Origin of the sequence: Herbaspirillum autotrophicum (assembly GCF_001189915.1) — a bacterium.
Lineage (GTDB): Bacteria > Pseudomonadota > Gammaproteobacteria > Burkholderiales > Burkholderiaceae_D > Herbaspirillum > Herbaspirillum autotrophicum.
The window spans coordinates 1-20767 of sequence record NZ_LFLS01000047.1 but is presented as its reverse complement, the minus strand read 5'-3'; the positions used below and the strand labels follow the sequence as shown (position 1 = coordinate 20767).

General features: G+C 59.0%; 12 protein-coding genes and 1 pseudogene. 7 read left to right on the top strand and 6 right to left on the bottom strand.

The window, feature by feature from the left end:
• Positions 1 to 68 precede the first annotated feature (68 nt).
• The 3 genes and pseudogenes from AKL27_RS28725 to AKL27_RS24775 all read right to left on the bottom strand — a co-directional run bounded on the left by AKL27_RS28725 (position 69) and on the right by AKL27_RS24775 (position 573).
• On the bottom strand, positions 69 to 188 hold the full coding sequence (locus AKL27_RS28725; RefSeq protein WP_269749277.1) for a type II toxin-antitoxin system RelE/ParE family toxin: 120 nt from the start codon (positions 186 to 188) through the stop codon (positions 69 to 71).
• An 89-nt stretch (positions 189 to 277) separates the two neighbouring features.
• Positions 278 to 376 (bottom strand): annotated as a pseudogene (locus AKL27_RS28720) (type II toxin-antitoxin system RelE/ParE family toxin); the annotation flags it as partial.
• Positions 377 to 387: 11 nt separating this feature from the next.
• Positions 388 to 573 (bottom strand): hypothetical protein, encoded by a 186-nt coding sequence (locus tag AKL27_RS24775; protein ID WP_050465567.1) that lies wholly within the window; start codon positions 571 to 573, stop codon positions 388 to 390.
• 295 nt (positions 574 to 868) lie between these two features.
• On the opposite strand from AKL27_RS24775, the gene AKL27_RS24770 reads away from it, so the two are divergent.
• The 5 genes from AKL27_RS24770 (at position 869) to AKL27_RS24750 (ending at position 9443) form a co-directional block, all read left to right on the top strand.
• Positions 869 to 1387, top strand: coding sequence for a sigma-70 family RNA polymerase sigma factor (locus tag AKL27_RS24770; RefSeq protein WP_050465566.1), 519 nt, complete (start codon positions 869 to 871; stop codon positions 1385 to 1387).
• Between the two features lie 23 nt (positions 1388 to 1410).
• Positions 1411 to 2433, top strand: coding sequence for a FecR domain-containing protein (locus AKL27_RS24765; RefSeq protein WP_157057089.1), 1023 nt, complete (start codon positions 1411 to 1413; stop codon positions 2431 to 2433).
• Between the two features lie 90 nt (positions 2434 to 2523).
• Positions 2524 to 5025: a TonB-dependent siderophore receptor gene (locus tag AKL27_RS24760; protein WP_050465564.1), complete on the top strand. Its 2502-nt coding sequence runs from the start codon at positions 2524 to 2526 to the stop codon at positions 5023 to 5025.
• Positions 5026 to 5289: 264 nt separating this feature from the next.
• Entirely contained in the window at positions 5290 to 7014 is a 1725-nt protein-coding gene (locus AKL27_RS24755) for a FecR domain-containing protein (RefSeq protein WP_050465563.1), read from the top strand.
• A 5-nt stretch (positions 7015 to 7019) separates the two neighbouring features.
• Positions 7020 to 9443, top strand: a complete 2424-nt coding sequence (locus AKL27_RS24750) for a CHASE2 domain-containing protein (RefSeq protein WP_050465562.1) — start codon at positions 7020 to 7022, stop codon at positions 9441 to 9443.
• Here AKL27_RS24750 and AKL27_RS24745 read toward each other — a convergent pair.
• Positions 9413 to 10144, bottom strand: a complete 732-nt coding sequence (locus AKL27_RS24745) for a response regulator transcription factor (RefSeq protein ID WP_050465561.1) — start codon at positions 10142 to 10144, stop codon at positions 9413 to 9415. The genes AKL27_RS24750 and AKL27_RS24745 overlap by 31 nt on opposite strands.
• Before the next feature lie 337 nt (positions 10145 to 10481).
• Between AKL27_RS24745 and AKL27_RS24740 the strand changes: the two genes are divergently transcribed.
• On the top strand, positions 10482 to 11156 hold the full coding sequence (locus tag AKL27_RS24740) for a response regulator transcription factor (RefSeq protein WP_050465560.1): 675 nt from the start codon (positions 10482 to 10484) through the stop codon (positions 11154 to 11156).
• Positions 11157 to 11171: 15 nt separating this feature from the next.
• Here the strand turns inward: AKL27_RS24740 and AKL27_RS24735 are convergent, their stop codons facing one another.
• On the bottom strand, positions 11172 to 11819 hold the full coding sequence (locus AKL27_RS24735; protein WP_050465559.1) for an RNA polymerase sigma factor: 648 nt from the start codon (positions 11817 to 11819) through the stop codon (positions 11172 to 11174).
• A 91-nt stretch (positions 11820 to 11910) separates the two neighbouring features.
• Complete coding sequence (locus AKL27_RS24730) at positions 11911 to 19782, bottom strand: filamentous haemagglutinin family protein (protein WP_232311097.1); 7872 nt, start codon at positions 19780 to 19782, stop codon at positions 11911 to 11913.
• A 321-nt stretch (positions 19783 to 20103) separates the two neighbouring features.
• Between AKL27_RS24730 and AKL27_RS28560 the strand changes: the two genes are divergently transcribed.
• On the top strand, positions 20104 to 20767 hold a 664-nt coding region (locus AKL27_RS28560; RefSeq protein WP_232311096.1), incomplete at its 3' end, for a hypothetical protein.

Below are 20767 nucleotides of genomic sequence, written 5' to 3'. Positions count from 1 at the left end.
AGATGCCGCCCTTCAGTTTGGCAGCATCACCTTGCAACAAGCTTACTGCCAATTACTTGCCGCCATTCTCAGTGCGTGATCAGATCAGCCGACAGATCGCGTCGTTCGTGCAATACACGCAATACGTCGAGCAATTGGCCATCAATACGATAGAACAACAGGAAAGGGAAGTGATCCAACTGCCACATCGCAGCGATTGGTCTTGCATAAAGTGGGCGTAGCGGCGAGAACCGATATCAGGTTGATAGCACAGGCCGTGTAACGTGGCATCAAGCTCATCCACGAAACGATCAGCCAAGGCTTCAGAAATATCCGCGTAATAATCAGTGATATCGAGGAGGTCGGACCTGGCGACAGGGGCCAGCCTGAAACGCATGCTTAAGGCTTTTAATGAATGCGGGTGCGCGACTCAGCAATCAGCTCAGCGATGCTGGTCTCTGCCGCAGTACCGCTGTCGAGACCTTCCTTGACCAGTGCATACAGACGCCGTTCGGCATCGTTCTGCGGGCCAATCGCGTCTGTATCGCGTGGCAGCAGGTATTTTTCCGGCATGGGGTGGATCAGATTGACCATTCGCGGGGTATAACCCCACTCTGCCCGGGTTCCAATGGCACGCCCCGGAAAAATTGTTTATTTGACACGTCCTCTGTCTCTGCTCGCTACTCTCGATTGCAGTCACGCATCCCCACAAGCCTGCAGCTGTCCATACTTGATATCCCCCGGAATTCGGTGCGAGGCCGGTGCCAGACAACACCTCCACAGCACACAATGCCAAGTCGCATTTCCACAACGCCCAAAACAACGCGATTGTTTTCGAGGCTGCACACCGCTATCATGAGAATAATTCTTATTTAGATTTCGGTATTCCATGGTTTCCGCCAACTCGCTGCCGCATGACATTCAATCACTCTACGTTGACCACCATCCCTGGCTGCTGCGCTGGTTGCAGCGCCGTTTGTATGATGCCGGGCTGGCCAGTGATCTGGCGCAGGATACCTTCGTCAAGATTCTGGTGGCGCGTTGCGAAAGCGAAATCCGCGAACCGCGTCCCTTCCTCGCCACCATCGCCAGCCGGCTGGTGGCCAATCACTGCCGTCGCGAAGCACTGGAAAAAGCCTATCTCGATGCGCTGATGCATTTGCCCGAGGCCAGTCATCCGTCGCCGGAAACGGTGTCGATTCTGGTCGAATCGCTGCACATGGTGGACCGTCTGCTGGACCAGCTCTCGGCCAAGGCCAGGAGCGCATTCCTGATGGCGCATCTGGACGGCATGCGTTACGCCGAGATCGCCGCCGAACTGAACGTCAGCACACACTCGGTCAAGAAATATCTGAGCCAGGCCAATCTGCTGTGCTTCTTTGCCATGCCCGATTTTTCCACGCTGTGAAGCCGCCGACTTCGCTGCCGGCCATGTCATCCGTCAGTTCCTCCCGTTCTCCCTCCGTGCGCCCCGGCATGGGTCAGGTCCACGCCAACGGTCAGCCAATTGATATCGGCATCGCGATGCAGGCGGCGGAGTGGCTGACCACGCTGATGAGCGATGAAGCCACGGCGACCGACAAAGAAGCATGGCGACACTGGCACGACGCCAATCCCGATCACGCACGCGCATGGCAACATATCGAACGTGTCAGCGGCCAGTTGCGACATCTGGATGGCCATGCTGCACGACAGGCGCTGACGCAGCGTCCGGTATCGCGACGCAAGGCCGTCAACCTGCTGTTGTGGCTGTCCGGCATTGGCGTCGTCGGTTGGTCCGGCCTGCGCAGCACTGCCGGCCAAAGCATGCTGGCCGACTTTTCGACGGCGACCGGCGAACAGCGCTCATTCACGCTGGCGGACGGCAGTCAGCTCGACCTCAATACCGACAGCGCCGCCAACATTCGCTACAGCGCCACGCAACGCCGGGTGGAACTGATCAAGGGTGAATTGTTCATTGCCACTGCCGCCGAACAAACCCCGGTGCAGCGGCCGTTTTTCGTAGAAACCCTGCAAGGCCAGGCGCTGGCATTGGGCACGCGCTATTCGGTACGACAACAAGATGACCGCACCATGGTCGTGGTCGAACAAGGTGCGGTGAAACTGACGCCTCGCCACGGCAGCGACAGCCTGATCATCCAGGCCGGCCAGCGTGCCGCCATGAGCGCCGACAATGTCCTGCCGGTGCAAACGGCAACGGCCGACGACTGGGGTTGGCGCAAGGGGCAGATACTGGCGGACGGCATGCCTTTGCGTGACTTTCTGCTGGAACTGAGCCGCTATCGCAAGGGCTTGCTCGGGTGCGATGACAGCGTCGCCGGGCTGCGCATTTCCGGCGTATTCCCGCTGGCCGATACTGACGCCATCCTGTTGTCGCTGTCCGATTCGCTGCCGGTGCAACTGCGGTTTCGCACCCGCTACTGGGTTCAGATAGAGGCGACCCGACCAAGTTGAATCTCGTTTGAAAAAAACATTACCCGTTTTCGGTTCTCGCGTGACTTGTGTATGGAAAGTCCTTTTCGACCAATTCAACACAAGGCAAGCATGTCTCCATTCACTTCTTCCGGCTGGCGCGGCAAGCGCAGGCCCATGGCGTATGCCATTCATTTGCTGTTCATCGGCTCGGCACTGGCGCTGGGCCATTCCGCACCGGCGCTGGCGCAAGACGCCAACACCACCGCGCAACAGAATGTACAGGAGTTTCATGTCGCCGCCGGTGACCTGGCCGCTGCCTTGCGTCAGATTGCCAGCCAGGCCGGCGTATTGCTGAGCTTCACACCCGGACAAACCCAGGGCAAGACCAGCGTCGGCCTCAATGGTCGCTACAGTGTGCAAGAAGCCTTGAGCGGCGTACTGCGCGGCACCGGCCTGAGCGCCGAACGCAGCAGCAACGGCAGTTATGTGGTGCGCACGGTCAGCACGGAAAGCGGCAGCGGCGCTTCGTCCGCATTGCCGGCAGTCACCGTGACGGCGCAAACGGACGCCGCCGAAGGACGTGCTTATGTTTCCGCAGCGCCGCTGAGCACGGCGACACCGCTCGGCCTGTCGTTGAAAGAAACCCCGCAATCGGTCAGCGTGATGACCAGACAACGCATGGAAGATCAGGGCCTGACCACGATCCAGCAAGTGATGGCGCAAACACCCGGCATCACCATGTTCTCGCTCGGCAGCGAACGCAGCGGCTTCACTTCACGCGGTTACGCCATCACCAATTACCAGATCGACGGCGTCAACAGCCATTCGGAAAATCTCGGGCTGGATGCGCTGCCGGCACAGAGTCTGGCCGATATGGCGCTGTATGAGCGAGTGGAGATACTGCGCGGCGCCTCGGGCCTCATGACCGGTGCCGGCGATGCTTCCGGCGCAATCAACATGGTGCGCAAAAAGCCGGCTGCTGAATTCCAGGCGTCGGCCGAACTTCAGCTCGGCGCATGGAATCAGCGACGCGGCGTAGTCGATGTGTCTTCGCCGCTGAATCAGGCCGGCAATGTGCGCGGCCGGGTGGTCGCCGTGGCGCAGGATGGCGACAGCTACATCGACAGTTACAGTCGCAACAAACAAGTGCTGTACGGCGTGGTCGAAGCCGACATCGTGGCCGGCACCAAACTCACGGCCGGCGTCGAATACCAGCGCAACAAGTCCAAGGGCTCGATGTCTTATCTGGGCGTGCCGCTGTTCTTCAGCAATGGCGACATGACCGACTTGCCGCGCTCGTTCAACCCGGGAGCCGACGCCAACCGCTTCAGCAGCATTTCGACCAATCTGTTCGCGACGCTGGAACAACGACTGGCCAACGACTGGAAGCTGAAAGTATCGGCCAGCCAGTTGCGGTCATCGCAAGATGAGCGCTCGGTATATCTCGGTGTCAGCGACGGCTTTGCCGACAAGGCCACCGGCAATGGCCTCAAGCTCAACGCCAATCAGCGGTCCTATGATTTGAATATCAATACCATCGATATCAACGTGCGCGGTCCGTTCAGCTTGTTCGGGCGCCAGCATGAATTGGTATTCGGCATGGACTACAACGATTTCGATAGCAAGACCGATGGCAGCTTCGACTGGGGCATCATGGGCACACCGGTCAATCTGTACAACTGGAACCGTTCCATCACACCGGTATTCAGCGGCAGCTATGTCACCTACGACAGCACCCGCAGCCAGGCCAGCGTGTATGGCGCCGGGCGCTTCGCCATTACCGACCGGCTCAAGCTGATCGCCGGCGCCAAGGTCATGCGCTATAACGAAAATTACGTCAGCAATGCGCCGACCGTTAATTATTACAGCGCCGCACCGGCCTCCGAGAGTCGCGTCGTCACGCCGTATGGCGGTCTGGTCTACGACATCAATGATGTTCACACCGTCTACGCCAGTTATTCCACCATCTATCAGCCGCAGGCAGCACAAGATCGCAACGGCGCTCTGCTGCCGCCGCGTGAAGGGACCAACTACGAAATCGGCATCAAGAGCGGCTGGCTCGACGGCCGCCTCAATACTGCCGTCGCGCTGTATCAGATTCACCAGAAAAACCTGTCCGAATCCGATCCCGGGTATACCGTACCCGGCACCACCATGGCGGCGTCCCGCACCGTCAAGGGTGCCGATACGCAAGGCATTGATGTTGAAGTCAACGGTGCCCTGACCCCGAACTGGAATATAGCTGCGTCGTGGGCGTACAGCCAGACCCAGAACAATCAGGGCAATCTGATCCAGACTACCTTCCCGCGTCATCTGATCAAACTGTGGAGCACTTACCGTCTGCCGGGTGAATTCTCCCGCCTGACCGTGGGCGGCGGCGTCAACTGGCAAAGCAAGGTCTACTCCACCGTCAGCGCCTGGCAAGTCGGACGTGACATGTACTGGGAGCAGAAAGCCTACGCCGTGGCCAACCTGATGGCACGCTACGACTTCAACGACAAACTGTCGGCCACGCTCAACGTCAACAACCTGTTCGACAAGAAGTACATCGCCTCGGTCTCCGACTGGTGGTACTCGGCCATGTACGGCACGCCGCGCAATGTGACGCTGAACATGAAATATCAGTTCTGACAATAAATTCAGCTGATTGCCCGGGCTGAGTTCTGCATAATGCGGAATTCAGCCCTTTTTTATTGCTGAATCGGACAACAGTCAGAATTTGTCAGAAAAAAACCCGCTGCGGCACCGTAGAATTGTGCGCTTTGTCATTCGCACGAAAACGCGCTGCAGCAGGGCTGCAAACATCATCTGCCGGAGGTCGCCACGACTTCCCGCACACCGCAGCCAGCAGTAATTCGCAAGCACTCCCTTCGGCATCGATCTGATGCAGGACACATGAACAACAAGATAAGCAGATTCGGCATGCCGCTGGCATCGTTGCTGATCGGTCTGGCGAGCGCCACCGCCTCAGCGCAGTCCGCTAAAACGGCGGTCCCGGGCCAATACGCCAAAGCCCGCGATGGTATCGTCTATGGCATTGCGCAAGCCGAAACCCTGTCGTCCATTTCTCAGCGCTTTACCGGCACCCCCAGACATTGGGCGGCCATCGGCAAGCACAATGGCATCAGCAATGACCGCACGATTCCGGTCGGCAGCGCCATCGTGATTCCGGCTTACCTGCTGCCCGATAAAAATGCCTTTGCGGTGATCGTTTCGGTACAGGGCGACGTCAGCATTGTCACCAAAGCCGGCGAAACGGTGGCCGCCAAAGTCGGCGCCAGTCTGGCCGAAGGTACGCTGATCGCCACTGCCGACGAAGGATTCGTCGCCCTGCAATTGAAAGACGGCACCAGCTTCGCCCTGCCGCCGGCCAGCAATCTGCAACTGAGTAAACTGCAAATTCAAGACTACACCGACCGGCCGCGCACCGCGCTGACGCTGCAAAAGGGCCGGATCACCTCGCTCGTGACGCCGTTCAGCGTACCGAAAAGCCAATATGAAGTCCAAACGCCGCTGGCGATTGCCGGCGTACGTGGTACGCGCTTTCGCATCAATTTCGATGGCGATCGCAGTTTCAGCGAAGTATTGCAAGGCACCGTCAACGTCGCTCCCGAGGGGCGCGCCAAAGCCACCCCGTCGCGCAACGTGCATGCCAATTTCGGCGCCATCAGCAGCGCCGGCAACCAAGTCACCACGCCGACGCCATTGCCTGCGCCGCCCCGATTGGCCGCCAGCGCCGAGCCGGAACAACGTCTGCCGTTGCGTTTCGTGCTGACGCAGCCTGACGCCGCCGCCTTTCGGGTTGGCATTTTCACTGATGCACAAGGCTTGCATCAGGTAGCCGAAACACGCGGTGCGCGCGACCTGCAGGATGCGGCAACACAACTGCGCATAGCGACACTGGAAGACGGCGACTACTACGTCCATGCCTCGGCCATCGACCAACAGGGACTGGAAGGCACTGCCGCGGTACAGAAACTGCGCCTCAAGGCTCGGCCGTTTCCACCGTTCCAGCAAGCACCTGGCGCCAAGGTACGCGGGGCTGCCGATGGCAATCCGGCCAGCATCCGGTTCCAGTGGACCGATGCCGGCAGCGGTTATCAATATCATGTGCAACTCGCCGCCGACCGCGACTTCACGCAAGTGCTGGCGGACCAGAGCGGCCTTGGCGCGACCGGCTTTACGCATGATTTCGCCACCACCGGCACTTACTTCTGGCGGGTCGCGACCATTGCCTTCAAGGATGGCAATCCTGATCAGGGACCATGGAGCGATGCCGCACAATTTCAATTGTTGCCGCCGCAGGAAATGCCGGCTGCCAGTCAGGAACGGGATCGCCTGCAATTTTCCTGGCGCGGCGAAGCCGGACAGCATTTCATTTTTGAAACTGCTGCCAGCAGCAACTTCGGGCAAGTATTGCAACGCGCGGAAACGGCGCTGACGCATGCGGAATTTCCGCTGCCGCCGGCCGGCGTCTACTATGCACGTCTGCAAAGCATCGACAGCGACGGCTACCGTGGTGCGTTTTCGCTGCCACAAAAGTTTGTCGTCGAACGCCGCTGGCAAACCGGTTATGGCGATGAGCTGACTGCCGGTGCTGCGCCGGTACGCGGCAACTGAACCGCGTGTCATCCACCCGGAAACATCGCAGCGCGCTGCGTACCCGCTGGCATGACTGGCGGACCGGCGTCGTGAACAAATTCCGGTCGCGCACGCCGCGCCGCCGCTCCTTGCGCAACGAATGGCTGATGCTGTTCGGGCTGACCGTGGTGGCCGCAGCGCTGCTCGGCAACAGTGACAGCCTGTCTGTGTCGGACCGGCTGGTCTACGATCATTTGATCGGCAGTCTGCAACGGCCGGCACCGGACAACATTGTCATCGTCACCATCGACGACAAGAGCGTGGCCGAACTCGGCCGCTGGCCGTGGAAACGCGGTACCCATGCCCAGTTGCTGAACGTGCTGAGCAACGGCGCGCCCAAGGCCATCGGTCTCGATATCATCCTGACCGAAGGCGACAGCGTTACCGCCAGCGGCGATCATGCGTTGGCCTTGGCACTGGCACGCAACCGGCGCACCGTGTTGCCAATCCTGATCGTCGCCACCGAAGCCGGCGCCGCGCCATTGCTGCCGCATGGCGAATTTGCCGCAGCCGCCGCCGGGCTGGCGCATATCCAGCTCAACTTCAGCGACGATGGCGTGGTACGCAGCGCTTATCTGCAGGAAACGCTCGGCAATCGCACCTGGAAATCGCTGGCGCTGGCGATGCTGGAAGATGTTGGCCACCAGTCCCCACCGCTGCAGACCATGCCGGCTGACGCCGGCGACAAGCTGATGCGCATTCCGTTTCTTGGTGCGCCGGGACATTTCACCCGCGTGTCTTACATCGATGTCTTGCGCGGCACCGTGCCGGCGCACTTCTTTCGCGACAAATATGTGTTGGTCGGCGCTGCGGCGTCCGGTCTCGGCGATCTGTTTCCGGTGCCGCACCCCGATGCGCAAGGCATGATGTCCGGCATCGAACTGCATGCCAACATTCTGGCGTCGCTGCTCGAAGGTCGCTCGATCCGCTTGGCCACACCAGCCGCCATCACCCTCTTCACCGCACTGCCGGCGCTGCTGATGCTGATCGGCTTTCTCTATCTGTCGCCGCGACTGGCATTGTTGCTGACCGCAGGCTTCACGCTATTGATCTGCGCCCTCACTTATTTTTTGTTTCACCATGATATCTGGCTGCCGCCATCCGGGGCATTGTTGTTGCTGTGGCTGGTATACCCGCTGTGGAGCTGGCGTCGTCTCGAAGTTGCCTTGCGCTATCTGAAGGAAGAAACCGACCGCCTGGCCGCAACCGCACCGTTCGCCGCCAGCGCCGGCAGCAATCGCCGTTCATGGGATTTTCTGGAGCGCCGCATCGAAGCTGCGCGCAGCGCCACGCGCCGCATGCTGGACTTGCATCAGTTTGTCAGCGACAACCTCAACAGCATGCCGGATGCCAATCTGGTCATCAATCAAGGCGGCGATCTGATGCTGTTCAATCGCAAGGCGCAGCAACTGTTCAACAGCCTCGGCGCTCATCTGGAACGTGGATTGCATCTGCAATCACTGCTGCCGCATTTTCATGTCGGCGGCGATGTGTCGGGCGCCATCGGCTGGCAACGATTGCTGCCGCCGGCGACCACTGATGACCAGTCCGCAACGGCCGATATCGAAGTGCGGGATCGCCTGCAACGGATTTTCCTGATTCGCGCCACGCCGTCGCAACAACCGGATGGTGTCATGCTGGGCTGGATCGTATCGTTCGCCGACGTCACCGCCTTGCGTGCCACCGAACGGCTGCGCGATGACAGCCTGAATTTCATCTCGCACGACATGCGGGCGCCCCAATCGTCGATTCTGGCAACACTGGCCTTGCAACGCAGCGGCCAGATTGCACTCGATCAGGAGGCGCTGTTCCAGCGCATAGAAAAGTCAGTGCACAGCACGCTGTCACTGGCTGAAGACTTCATCTTGCTGGCGCGCGCCGAATCCCGTGCCTGGCAAATGGAAGAACTGGATTTTGCCTCGTTGCTGGCGGATGCCGCCGACGACATGTGGGGGTTGGCCAACGACAAGCGCGTGCACATCGATATCCGCACCGATGAACCGGCCTGGGTCCACGGCGACCGCGCCATGCTGGTGCGCGCGCTGGGCAATCTGATTTCCAATGCCATCAAATATGGCCCGGCCGGTGCGCGCGTTGAATGCCGGATCGAGACCGTTTCATCCCAGGTACCGGATGGCATGCCGCCGTGGATATGTTGCAGCATCCGCGACTACGGCCCCGGCTTGTCGGCCATTGATCTGCAATCGCTGTTCAAACCCTTCTACCGCTCGGGCATCACCCGCCAGATCGGCATCGGACTCGGCCTGACGCTGGTGCAGACCGTGATCCGCCATCACGGCGGCAGTATCAGCGTGTCCAATGCAGAAGCCGGCGGCGCCTGCTTCACCATCGAATTGCCGATGGCGCTGCCGGACCATCAGGACGGCATATCGTCGGTATCGAGATAATCGAGCCGGTAGCCGAGCGTATAAATCGTGGTCAGCTTGACCTGGTTTTCCGGGCGCAACGCCAGTTTGCTGCGCACATTCGACATGTGGATATCGAGCGTGCGCGATGTCATCACCAGATCGCGTCCCCAGACTTCTTCCGACAATTTGTCGCGCGCCACAATGCCGCCGATTTCGCGAAACAGAATGAATGCGATGTCGAACTCTTTGGGTTTGAGTTCCACTACCTGGCCGCGCAATTGCACCTGACGCAGGATTTTATTGAAACGGTAAGCACCGACTTCGAGGATATCTTTGGCGGCACTCTGCGCTTTGCCCGCTTCCGTGCGCGGCTCCGGCGGCAAGCGCCGCGACAGCGCATGCACCCGCGCCAGCAATTCGGCGCGCCGCGGCGGCTTGACCATATAGTCGTCGCCCCCGGCCATCAGGCCCAGCACAATATTTTCTTCCAGCGCCCGGTTGCTCAGGAACAGCACCAGTACCTGTTCGCTCAGATTGGCGCGCACCCAATTGATGACTTCATAGCCGGTCATGTCCGGCAATGTCCAGTCCAGCACCAGCAAGTCAAAATGCTGTTGCCGCAGCGCCGCCAACAGCGCACTGCCGGTGCCATACAACGCACAGCCATGGCCGGCGCCTTGCAGGATATGGTGTACCAGTGCCGCTTCGTCCGGATCGTCTTCCAGTATTGCGATTTTCATGAAATGTCTGCTTTGCCTTGTTGGATCTTCGCCGTGCAGAGCAACGTCCGTCGGAGAATCTTGCCCGCCTCTGCCACAGCACCCGCAGCATAAGCCCTCGCATTGATTCGAGAGCCCCTTATTTTTTGTTAACTTATGTTAACAATTCCTTGCAGCATCTTACCTGACAGAATCCACCCGCCATAATTTCGCCATTGCCGGAACGCTCATGCACCAAAGCAGCGGTGGCATCTCAGGCTGATTGACACGGCGGTCAAGCGACCAGCCCGGCAATCATCCGCCCGCAGAAAAATCATGGCAGTGCGCTGCCGGCAAAAGATAACGGTAAGGGAATCACATGGCAAATATTCTGGTGTTGGAAAAGCCGGTCACCCGGCGCCTGGAGTTCAGCACGGTACTGACGCGCCAGGGACATCGCGTGGTGGAAGCGCACAATGTCGATGAATTCATTTCCCATGCGGCGCAGGCCGACATTGCCATGATCGATCTCGACCTGCCCGACGGCGCCGGTTATCAGGCTGCGCAGTGCATGCAAGATCAGCGGCCGCAGGCCGGACTGGTGATCCTGACCGCCTGCGGCGACCTTGATCACAAAATCCGCGGCCTCAAGGAATATGCCGATCAGTATCTGATCAAGCCGATCCGCGACGACGAGCTGTCGGCGTACATGGTGCCGATGGTGCGCCGCTTCGGCCGTGAAAACTGGCGGCTGGACAGCAGCAAACGCCGGTTGTACGGCCCCGACGGGCAACAGGATGCACTCAACCAGCATGAAATGCTCCTGATGCAGTTGCTGGCGACGCAGCCGCAAGGAACGGCGGCTACCGTTACGCGACGCGCGATTGCCACCGCCATGGGTTATGACTGGGCCGAGTATGATGAGCGCCACCTCGACCAGATGGTCAGCCGCCTGCGCCGGCGCTGGCAAAAACTGAGCGGCCGCAAACTGCCGCTGCGCACCGAACGCGGCGAGGGTTACAGCTTCAGCGAACAGATTGATATCCTCGGGTAGAACCCATCTGCCTTGTCAGTGACGACGCATGCCGGCTTTGTCCGCCAACAGACGACGCCGGCCGCTGACGCCGCCGCTGCTTTCCTGTCCGGTCTGCGTTGCGCAATGATCGAGCGCCTGGCGCAAGATCGTATCCACGCTGCGCAGGGAAATATCAAACTGGCGTGCCACCTCGTGCCGGCTGGTCTCGTCCAGCCGCAGACTCAGCAACACATCACGGTGGCGGCGCGGCAAACTTTGCAAGGCACGCTCCAGTGCACCCAGTTCGGAACGCGCCTCGGCCATCTGCTCGGGACCGGCGGCCGGATCAGCCTGTGTTTCCAGTTCGGCCTCTGCGGCACTGCTGTATTGCCATGGCCGGTGATGCCGCAACTGATCCGTCGCCAGATTGCAGGCGACCCGGTAAACATAGGCTTCAGGACTGTTGATGTGCGCCGTCAGTGTGGTTTCACCCAATCGCAGCCATGCATCATGCAAGCTGTCGCTGGCACGTTCCGGGCATCCCAGATAGCACAACAGACGCCGATACAAGCGGCCGTAATTGGCCACCAGAAATGCGCGCAAGGAAGCACCATCGTATGCCGCCGGCGCTTCTTGCACCACATGCGCATACTCGATGACACCATCTGCCGCGCCCGGAAAATGACAAATAGTCATATCCATGATGAATTTCCCTCCGAAGTTCACCTGCATCGCCAACGCGCGGTGACCTGCGCCGCTGCCCTTGCGGCAACGGCGCAGGTCACCCGGCAGCTTACTTGTCCTGCTGCAAACGACGCCGTTCTTCGGCGCTCAGGCGTGACAGCAATTCCGGTTTGAAATCCTGTCCGTGACCCACGATCTGCAACAAGCTGGCGGCGTCATAGGATTTGGCATTCGACTGCAAGTCAGGTGACGATGTTGCTGCGCCGCCCGCTTGCGATTCATGGCCAAATCCCAATACCTTCACCGTCACCACCGAGGGTAAGGCCTGCCGTGCTTCATTGCGCGCCCGCTGCACCGATTCCTGCGCTGACACCGCCGCTGAACTGGCGGCGGCACTGGCATTACTCAGGGCACCGACGTTGACCGCTGCCAGCGCCGGAATGCCGCTGCTCTCGCCCTTGACCTGAATGTTGGCCGCATTCACCACTTGCAGCGCTGCCAGATTGACATTGCCCGAGACCCGGATCCCGGCTTCACCGGCATCGATGGTGCCGAGCGGTGCAATCAGATCGATGTCGCCGGCCGGTACTTCCGGAATCGGTGCCAAGGTCGCAATACCGGCGCCGGTACTTGGTACAGCCGGGGACAGCGTGACATTGCCCCACTGGTCATAGACCCGCTTCGGCGGCGTGAACACCACGCTGGTTTTGGAACCGCGGCCGGCATTGATATCGCCGGTCGCTGACCAGCCCAGTATCGAGCCGCCAAAGGTAGTCATGACCCGGCTCTGACCAAGCAAGATGCTGCCCATGGCGTACATCTGGATGTCCCCTGCGCCTTGCGTAATGATGCCTGCCGTCGCGGGTGGCGCCCCACCTTCGATGCCGAAGGTCTGGTTGCCGCCCGGGGTCAGCATCTGGATATTGCCGCCAAAGTCGGTATGCACGCCGGCACCGCCAAACATGGTGATATCTCCTTGGTATGCGACCACATTACCGGCAGCATCCCTACCCGAAAATAGCGCCGCAATCGCAGCCCGACCACGCACATAACTTCCTTGGCGCACACCACCGCTTTGGTTGTATTCACGGCCGGCCGCCTTGAGTTCGGCAAAGTACACATCACGCGCAAATATGCGCTGTTGCTCTGCCGGCAGCGCCGCGTAATAGGCCCCCGCCTGCGTGCTGTTGCCCACAAAACCAAAACGTTCGCCCAGCCAGGTGACCAGTTCATTTTCATAGGTCTTGACTACTTTTCCGCCCTGGATAGATAGTGCCTCGCCTGCTGCGAGCAAATTGGCCGGGTCGAGGTAAGCCGCGACGAAGCGACGATAGTCCGGTCCGTCAGGACCTGCACCTGCCTGCATGACGATATTGGCACCGGCACGACTATCGCCCGGCACGACCGCACCTATACTTGTGACGCCGACCAGTTCATTCATGCGGATATCACGTCCTGCCGTCACTTCCAGCGTACCTGGACCTGCAACATTGAAGCTGCTGTAGATGATGTCGCGCCCGGCTCTGGCGATGGAAATATCGCTAGCGTTGTGATGGACGAACAAATTACCTGCGTAGGTGTACTCACTGCCATAGTCACCACCACTGCCACCACCCAGGCGCGTGCCGCTACTCACGATGTCTCGTCCAGCCAGCATCCAGACCGGAGCTGCACCTTCGTAATAAGTTTGTCCAAAACGCGGATCATATGGCCCGGTCATGGTGATCGTGCGCCCGCTGTTGACGCCAAGCAGATCGCCGCGCAGGGCATAGAAACGCGCCGGCTCCAGCGCATTGCCCCAGTCCAGACTCGCAGTATTCGGACCAAAGACAAACAAGGGTAAGGCGGACCGTATGTCGGCAATATTGCCATCGCTGGAAAGATTGCTGCTACCCTCTATCAGACCAGACGCATTGTTAGCCTGGAAAGCCGGATGCCTGATAGTCGCCAGTGTGCTCGGTGCTGCACTGGATCGACTGATCGACAGCTCGCCGCCATAGATCGAGTCTGCTGCCAACAATTGCAATTGCCCGCTAGCCGATGGTGCCAATACGAGGGTGTTGTGCAGCGGCACCAGGGTTGTATCCATGGACGAGGCACGACCATAAAACAAACTACCGCTAGCAGCGACCGCACGTAGTGTCGCAGGATAGACCGCAGCCATATCCGTTTCGGCGGTCGAGGTCAGCGGCGTAAGGTTACCGCCAGCAGAGAACAGGTCCACCGCCGTACGCTCAGTCCACAGGCTGAACCAGCTCTGTCCGCCCCCTGTGATACCGCCATTCTCGTACGCTGAACCACTCATCTGTGGCGCCCGTCCAGCGTCAGCCACATCTTGCAACACCAGATCCCTGCGTGTGTTCAAGTTAAAAGTGGCATCGCCCGCCAACAAACTCAAACCGCCAGCCGCCAGCGCCGTCCCAAAACCCAATGGATCAAAAGCACGTACTTCGTTAGGATTTTTTTCACCGTCCCGAATGCCATAACGCAAAGTCAGACTGCCCATCGCGCCGCCAGTCAATTGCACATTACCGCGCGTATTCATCAATGCACCGTTGAGATGATCGCGGCTGATTTGACTACCCGGATTCACTGCTCCGCCAACCCGAACGTTCAGATCGCCACCGCCCGTCAATTGCAGGCTACCATCGGCCGCGACACGCCCGCTGCTGCCCACGGCCAGCACCACGCCTTGGCTGCGAAGATTGATGTTGACCGCAGCATAGCTCTCTGCCAGAGGTCGGATGATCCCCATATCGCCACCGACGTCGACATCAAGATTACCGCCACCCAGAGTACCGAAGCCGGTGAAACCAACCATCTGTGCAAGTCGACCTGGCTGTTGTGTTGCGTACGAACCGAAGTTGATCCACCAGGCAGTGGCTTGCGCCTGACTACCGCTGAAGTCATTACCCTGACGCCACAACCAGTTGCCTGTATTGGCGGAATCGTAGCCAAGATCGGCGCTTACCGGACGTGCAGACCCCGACGTCGCCGGTCTGATGATGTTGCCGATCAGATCGCCACCCGCCTTCAACAGCAGGTTGCCACCCACATCCGGATACCAGGCACGAGATGCACTGGCCGAGAGCTGCGGAATGTTGTACGGATCATTAGCGGAGGTAGCAACAGAAGAACTGCCTGCAGTGTAGACACCGTACAGTGATTCCATACTCAGATTGCCCGCGGCCAGCAAGTCGAGGTCGGCGGCACCAGTGCGGATCACGCTGAAGCTGGTACTGCCGCCCACTATCAGACCACTGACCCCGTAATGGCTGTCGGCCAGGCGCAGGTCACCCGCTGATGGACGCGACTGCAGCATGCGACTATCAGCAGCGGCAGTATCTGCACCGGCCACCAAACGAATCGCCCACGACTGCGCATCTTCGGTCAGCATTGGCGCTACCGCCCAGAGCTGCCCCTGACGGCCAGCAGTCTCCGCACGTAGCTTCACAGAAGTAACACCCCCTGGCAATTTAACGTTGGTACGTGCCGGCAAGATTGCGCCAGCTGGCAGTACCTTGCTGCCATTGAGCGTGCTCACGGCGACAGTTCCAGGGTTGCCAGGCAAGGCCACGCCCTTGGGCCAGACCATGGCAGCCACACGCGTGAGGCTAATCAGCACATTGCCAGCGTCGAGGACAGTACCGGTCGGCAAGCTCACTGCTGTGGTCAACATCGTACCCGCCGGATACAGCACGGTGCCCAAGGCATTGCGCACGGAACCCGCCAGCACGGTACCAGCAGGCAAAGGCAAAGCCGCGGTGAGGGTCACCGCGATCGGCAAACGGGTGCCGGCAATCAGGTTTTGCGCCTTGAGCGGCACGTCGAAGTTAAGGATAGAGCCAGCCAGGAAGGTCGTGCCGTCCGCCAGGGTCACACCGTTGCCCGGCACCACTACGTTGCCGCCGGTGTAGTCAATGCCAGAACGTAGCACCCAACCTTTGTCGTCGTCGGTCAACGGTGGCGGCGCAAAACCGTCATTGATGCTGCCATAAATATTCAGGTCACCAGCCGCGCGTAAAGTCAGCTTGCCCGACTCGCCCGAGCCGTAGACCAAATCATCCTTATGGCTACGTGGGTTCAGGCTGGCATAGCGATGACCGGATAAGTCCAGATCACCTTGCACGACCATATCACCACCCGGATTGCTCACCGCGTTGCTGACGATCTCGACACCCGGACGCAAATGGAAAGCATCGGCATAGGTCGCGTTGTTCAGCCCAGCCAGTTTGGTGTGCAACAAATTGTTATTCAGCAGCGCCGCATCGATGAACAACATACTGGCATCATGCTTGTCATCAAGGTAGCCCTGAGTGATGACCTGATAGGGTCTGCCACTGACCGTCGGATCATTTTTCAGTTCGGCATCGTCGTAGGTGATCATGCCATTGAGGGTGATCGCACGCGCACCCTGAATATTCAACTGACCGTTCGCATCAATCCTAATGTCATTGCTGCTGCCGTCTTGATTGATGATTCGTGGTGCATTCAATTCCAGCGTGCCGCGATTGCGTCCATCATTCCCCACGACGACATTCGTACCGTGACGCAGGTCAATGCGTGCGCCTTGAGTCAGCTTCAATTCACCAGTGCCGGTACCCAACACCACGATGGCGCGGTTAGGGGCATCGATGATTTCACCGTAACTATCCACCCGCAATTGGCTGCCATGGGCGTCGAGCACCGCATTACCGTCTATCGTCAAACCGTTCTTGCCAGCCAGCGTAATACTACCGACTCGTTCACCGCTGGCATCCACCAGGCCACTCACGCGCAGGCTGCCGCTATCCACCGAGACATTGATGGTGTTGGCCTTGACGCCATCACCGATGATCAGGTCGCCTTGTTTGATCTGGAAGCTACGCGCGCCGTAAACCTGTCCCTGATTTAAACGCTGGTTGAGTGCAGCAAACTGTGCATCCAGAGTACCGCTGCTGCCCAAATGCTGCGCCAGGATCTCTATCGACCCTGCCAGGTAAGGCACCAAGGTACCACCCGCGTCGTAATATCCACTGCTGCCGGCAAGGATAGTGCCTGCCAGATCGACGATGCCGGCGCTGGCATCCAGTGCCACTGCTTTCACCTTGCCTGCCTGATTATGCTGTGCGGACAGGTCGATGGAAGAGCCAGCCGACTGCAACACATTGCCCGCACGACTTTCCAGTACCACCTCGCCGCCAGCACTATATTTGGTCAGGTCGTTAAAGACGATGCTGCGACCAGACACATCTATCAATGCTTCGTCGGTCAACGCCACATCACCGCGTGCGCTCAGTTTGACTTTGCCACCAGGCAGCAGCACCGCAGTAGCGAGACGGATACTGTCACCTTGCAGTGACAGCTCCGCACCCAGCGCATCAACCTTGGCTACCGGGCCAGCTGAAGCGCTGACATTGATCGCACCGCCAGCGGTGATGCTATTCACCGAACCAGCTGCACCGGTCATGAGTGGAGTAAGGATATTCAGGTCACCGCCGCTATAGGCATAACCTTTTACCGGGTCATAAGCACCCTGACTTTGATATACCGAAAGACTGCCTTTGTGGTTGGCAGTGATACTTTGGCTGGCCTCGAGATTGACGTTCTGGAATCCAAGAGCCAGGCGATTAAAAGTACTCGTGGTACTCGGCCGGGCAAATTCTCCGTAGCCAAATTCGATGCGCTCGGCTTTAATGTCGAGACGCCCGCTCCCAGTACCGGCACCACCCGCAATCACTGTAGGTGCAGCCGACACAGCACCCTGCCAGATCAGGTTGGCTGTACGTATGGTAGCCACATCATTGGTATCACCTGAACCATAGATCGCAGGCGTCGTCAGTACCAGATTATTCAGCAAGGACTTGCCCGTCACCGCATCATAGGTGTCGAGAGTAGCCGTTCCGAAGAAATTGAGACCATCACGCGCCGTGAGTTGCAAGGTTTCCAGCGCTGGTGCACCGAACTGCGTATCACCGCGCAACAAACGATCCAGCACAGATTGCGTAAGGGTCATGCCGGACGGTAAAAGCTTGCTTGCCTCAGCAGCTGCCAACGCTTCCGCGCTGCCAACGTTGATACTGGACAGTCCCACATTGAGATGACGTGTGCCATAACGCACTTCATCACCCATTAGCAAGGTCTTGTCGGTCAAGGCGACGATGCTACCCTCCGAATACAGCGCAGTCTGCCCGCTGCACGGTGGACTGCTGCACACGCCCAACTGAATGCCGCCACTGGCCTGTACGAACGTCGGAGCGATCACATTAAGCAAGCCATTGGAAACTGCCAGTATGTTCCCTACCTGATAGATAAAGCCGTCACGTGCGTCATAGCTCACCTTGCCGGTACCGATGGTATTGATCGAAGCGCCTTGCTCCACAATGATCGCGCCAGATGATCCTTGGCTCATCATGAACACTTCCGGCGCCGATAAAGTGGCACCACTACGCAAGAACATCGAGCCATTGCTGGAATTGGTGCCCTGACCAATTGTGATGTAATTGCCGGTCTGCCCATACTCCACCACCGTCATGCCGCCTATGAGCAGACGTGCAGCGCCCAGGGCATTGAGACTGTCGGCCTCTACGGTGACACCACCAAAGCCACTAGTCGCGCCCTTGCCTGCGCCTACCACTTCGATACCGTCATAGTCACGATTTATCACCGACACAGTACCGCCATAACCACCGGCAGCCGCCTCGAAGCGACCGATGCCCGCGAAAGAAAACGCATCCGCGCCCGCACCTTGCCGCAACGCCAGTTTCAGGGTCTTGGCATCCACCGGCAACAATGCGCGCGGCACGCCCAGTCTGGCCGCATCAGCCAAGGCAAACTGCGCATACCCAGTTTCGTTATATTGCGAATAGCTGCGCAAAGTATCAGCCGAAGTCAGTATCAGCTGACTGGCAAGGCTATTACTGATCCCTGTATTGGCGATAGACAGGTGACCAGAAGTAGACCACGAGCCATTACGCATGGCCTGTGCGCCACCTGCGCTCCCCGCTCCGGCCAGACCGTTGATCTCCACCCGGAAAGCACCTGGCATCAACGCATAGGTGGACGGCATCAGCGTGTAAGTGCCAGCTGGCAAACCAGGCACGCCGGCGCCTATCGTCATTTGTTGCCCTATCACTGGAGACGTTGCGCCGCCCTCTGCTGCCACCGGCGCGTAACCAGCCTGCACCCCTGGAACAATGGCGTAGATCGGATTGGTATCCAGACCGGGCATGACAAAGCCACCGTTCACGCCTATCTGAGTCAATGGATTGTAGCGCGCATCGGTAGAACCACCACGTCCGGAAATGAACCCTGCCCCAAGCAATTCGCCACCACCAGACAGATCTACCGTAGCATCAGGCTGCACCGCTACCGACTTGCCACCCAAAACGACGCCAACCAGCAGATCACTATTGCTGGCACCACCCTGACCGATGAAGCTCACGGTCTTGCCGTTATACGTATAAACCTGCCCATCCACGGTGCCGCCATAAGGAAGCACCAGGCCCTTGCCACTCACCGAAGTCAGGCTGCCTGGCGTCAACTGAACGTTGCTGACACCCAGGCTGCCGATCTCAATCAAGCCCAGCGGTGCACGCACTATCCCGCCCTGTTGAATGTTCGGGCCTGCCAATTGCAGGCGACCAAAAATAGAGTAAGGCATGGTGCTATTACCGGTGCGACCTATGGTCAGCGTACGCGTCGGATCGAAGTTAAAGCCGGTGGATTCGTCATCCCAGGCGTTCAGGAAACCTGCCACAACCCGCGCCCCGACTTCGGTCGCAGGATACAACTGCGCCGCTTGCAAGCTCATATCACCCTTGGTCATCATCTGCGTGCTGATGCCGGTGGCGATCCCGTTCGCACTGGCTCCGCCGAGGAAACGCAAGTCGCCCTGACTCGTCAGTTGCACATTATCGAAACCGCGACGCTCGACGTTCACTTGACTCATGTCCGATAGCGTCAGATTACCTTTGGTGCCAAACAACACCCTGCCACGCACATCGATCAAATGACTATTGGCGCTGAATACGGCCTGCGTATCCCGTTCCGACATCGTCGGCAAATCCAGCACCGGACGCAGGTACTGATCCCTGCCCTCTTCCGGCGGCGTGAGTATGCCAGCCAACAGCAAGTAAGGCGCCGACAAATGAATACGCGCATTGTCAGCGGCGTTTTCACTCAGATTCAAAGCGCCGCTATATAAGCGCAGGCTCTGTCCCATATTGATAGATACATCACCGTTAAAACTCAAGGAACCGTTGCTCAGCAAAGCCAGGTTATCAAAACCACCGGCACTGACCTGATCCACGCCGAGGCTGCCATGACCGTAGGTCAGGCTGGCGATGGCCGGATCTGTGTTCGGTGGCATCGCGCTACCCTGATGATTCTGGCTCAGCACCAATTCGCGCAGGTTCAGCACTTGATCGTTGACTGCACTCTTGACGTAGTACGGACTTTCCAGAGCCAGCGACAATGTCCCGCCCGCTGCGCCGACACCACCGGCTTTTGCTACGAAGCCGCCATCCAGATACAAACCGTTGTTCGATGCAAAGCTGATGCTCCCGCCATTACTGGCAACATTAGTCGCGCCCATGCCAGGTATATCCAGCGTTGCCTGTGCACCGGATGCATCCAGCACCGCACCGTCACGTACTACCACAAAGAGGTTGCTCGCCTTAGCTATGCCGGTCGCCGGATTGATCTCACCCCCAATGACGATGCTGCCGCCATTGCTGACCTGGCCGTAGCGATTGCCGCGGATATCGATGCCGGTAACCGCACGTGCCGCCACATCAAGCACTGCCTGTTCACCGATCCAGATCGAGCGGGTATGACCCGCTGCTTCCACTGCCTCGCTGACAGGACCGCTGACACTCACGCCGGTCAGATTGATCTTGCCGCCCCAGGCATTGAGCCGGCCATCCACCGTCAACTGACCGATGCTGCTGATGCTGATGTTCTGGCCGGGATCAACATTGATCACC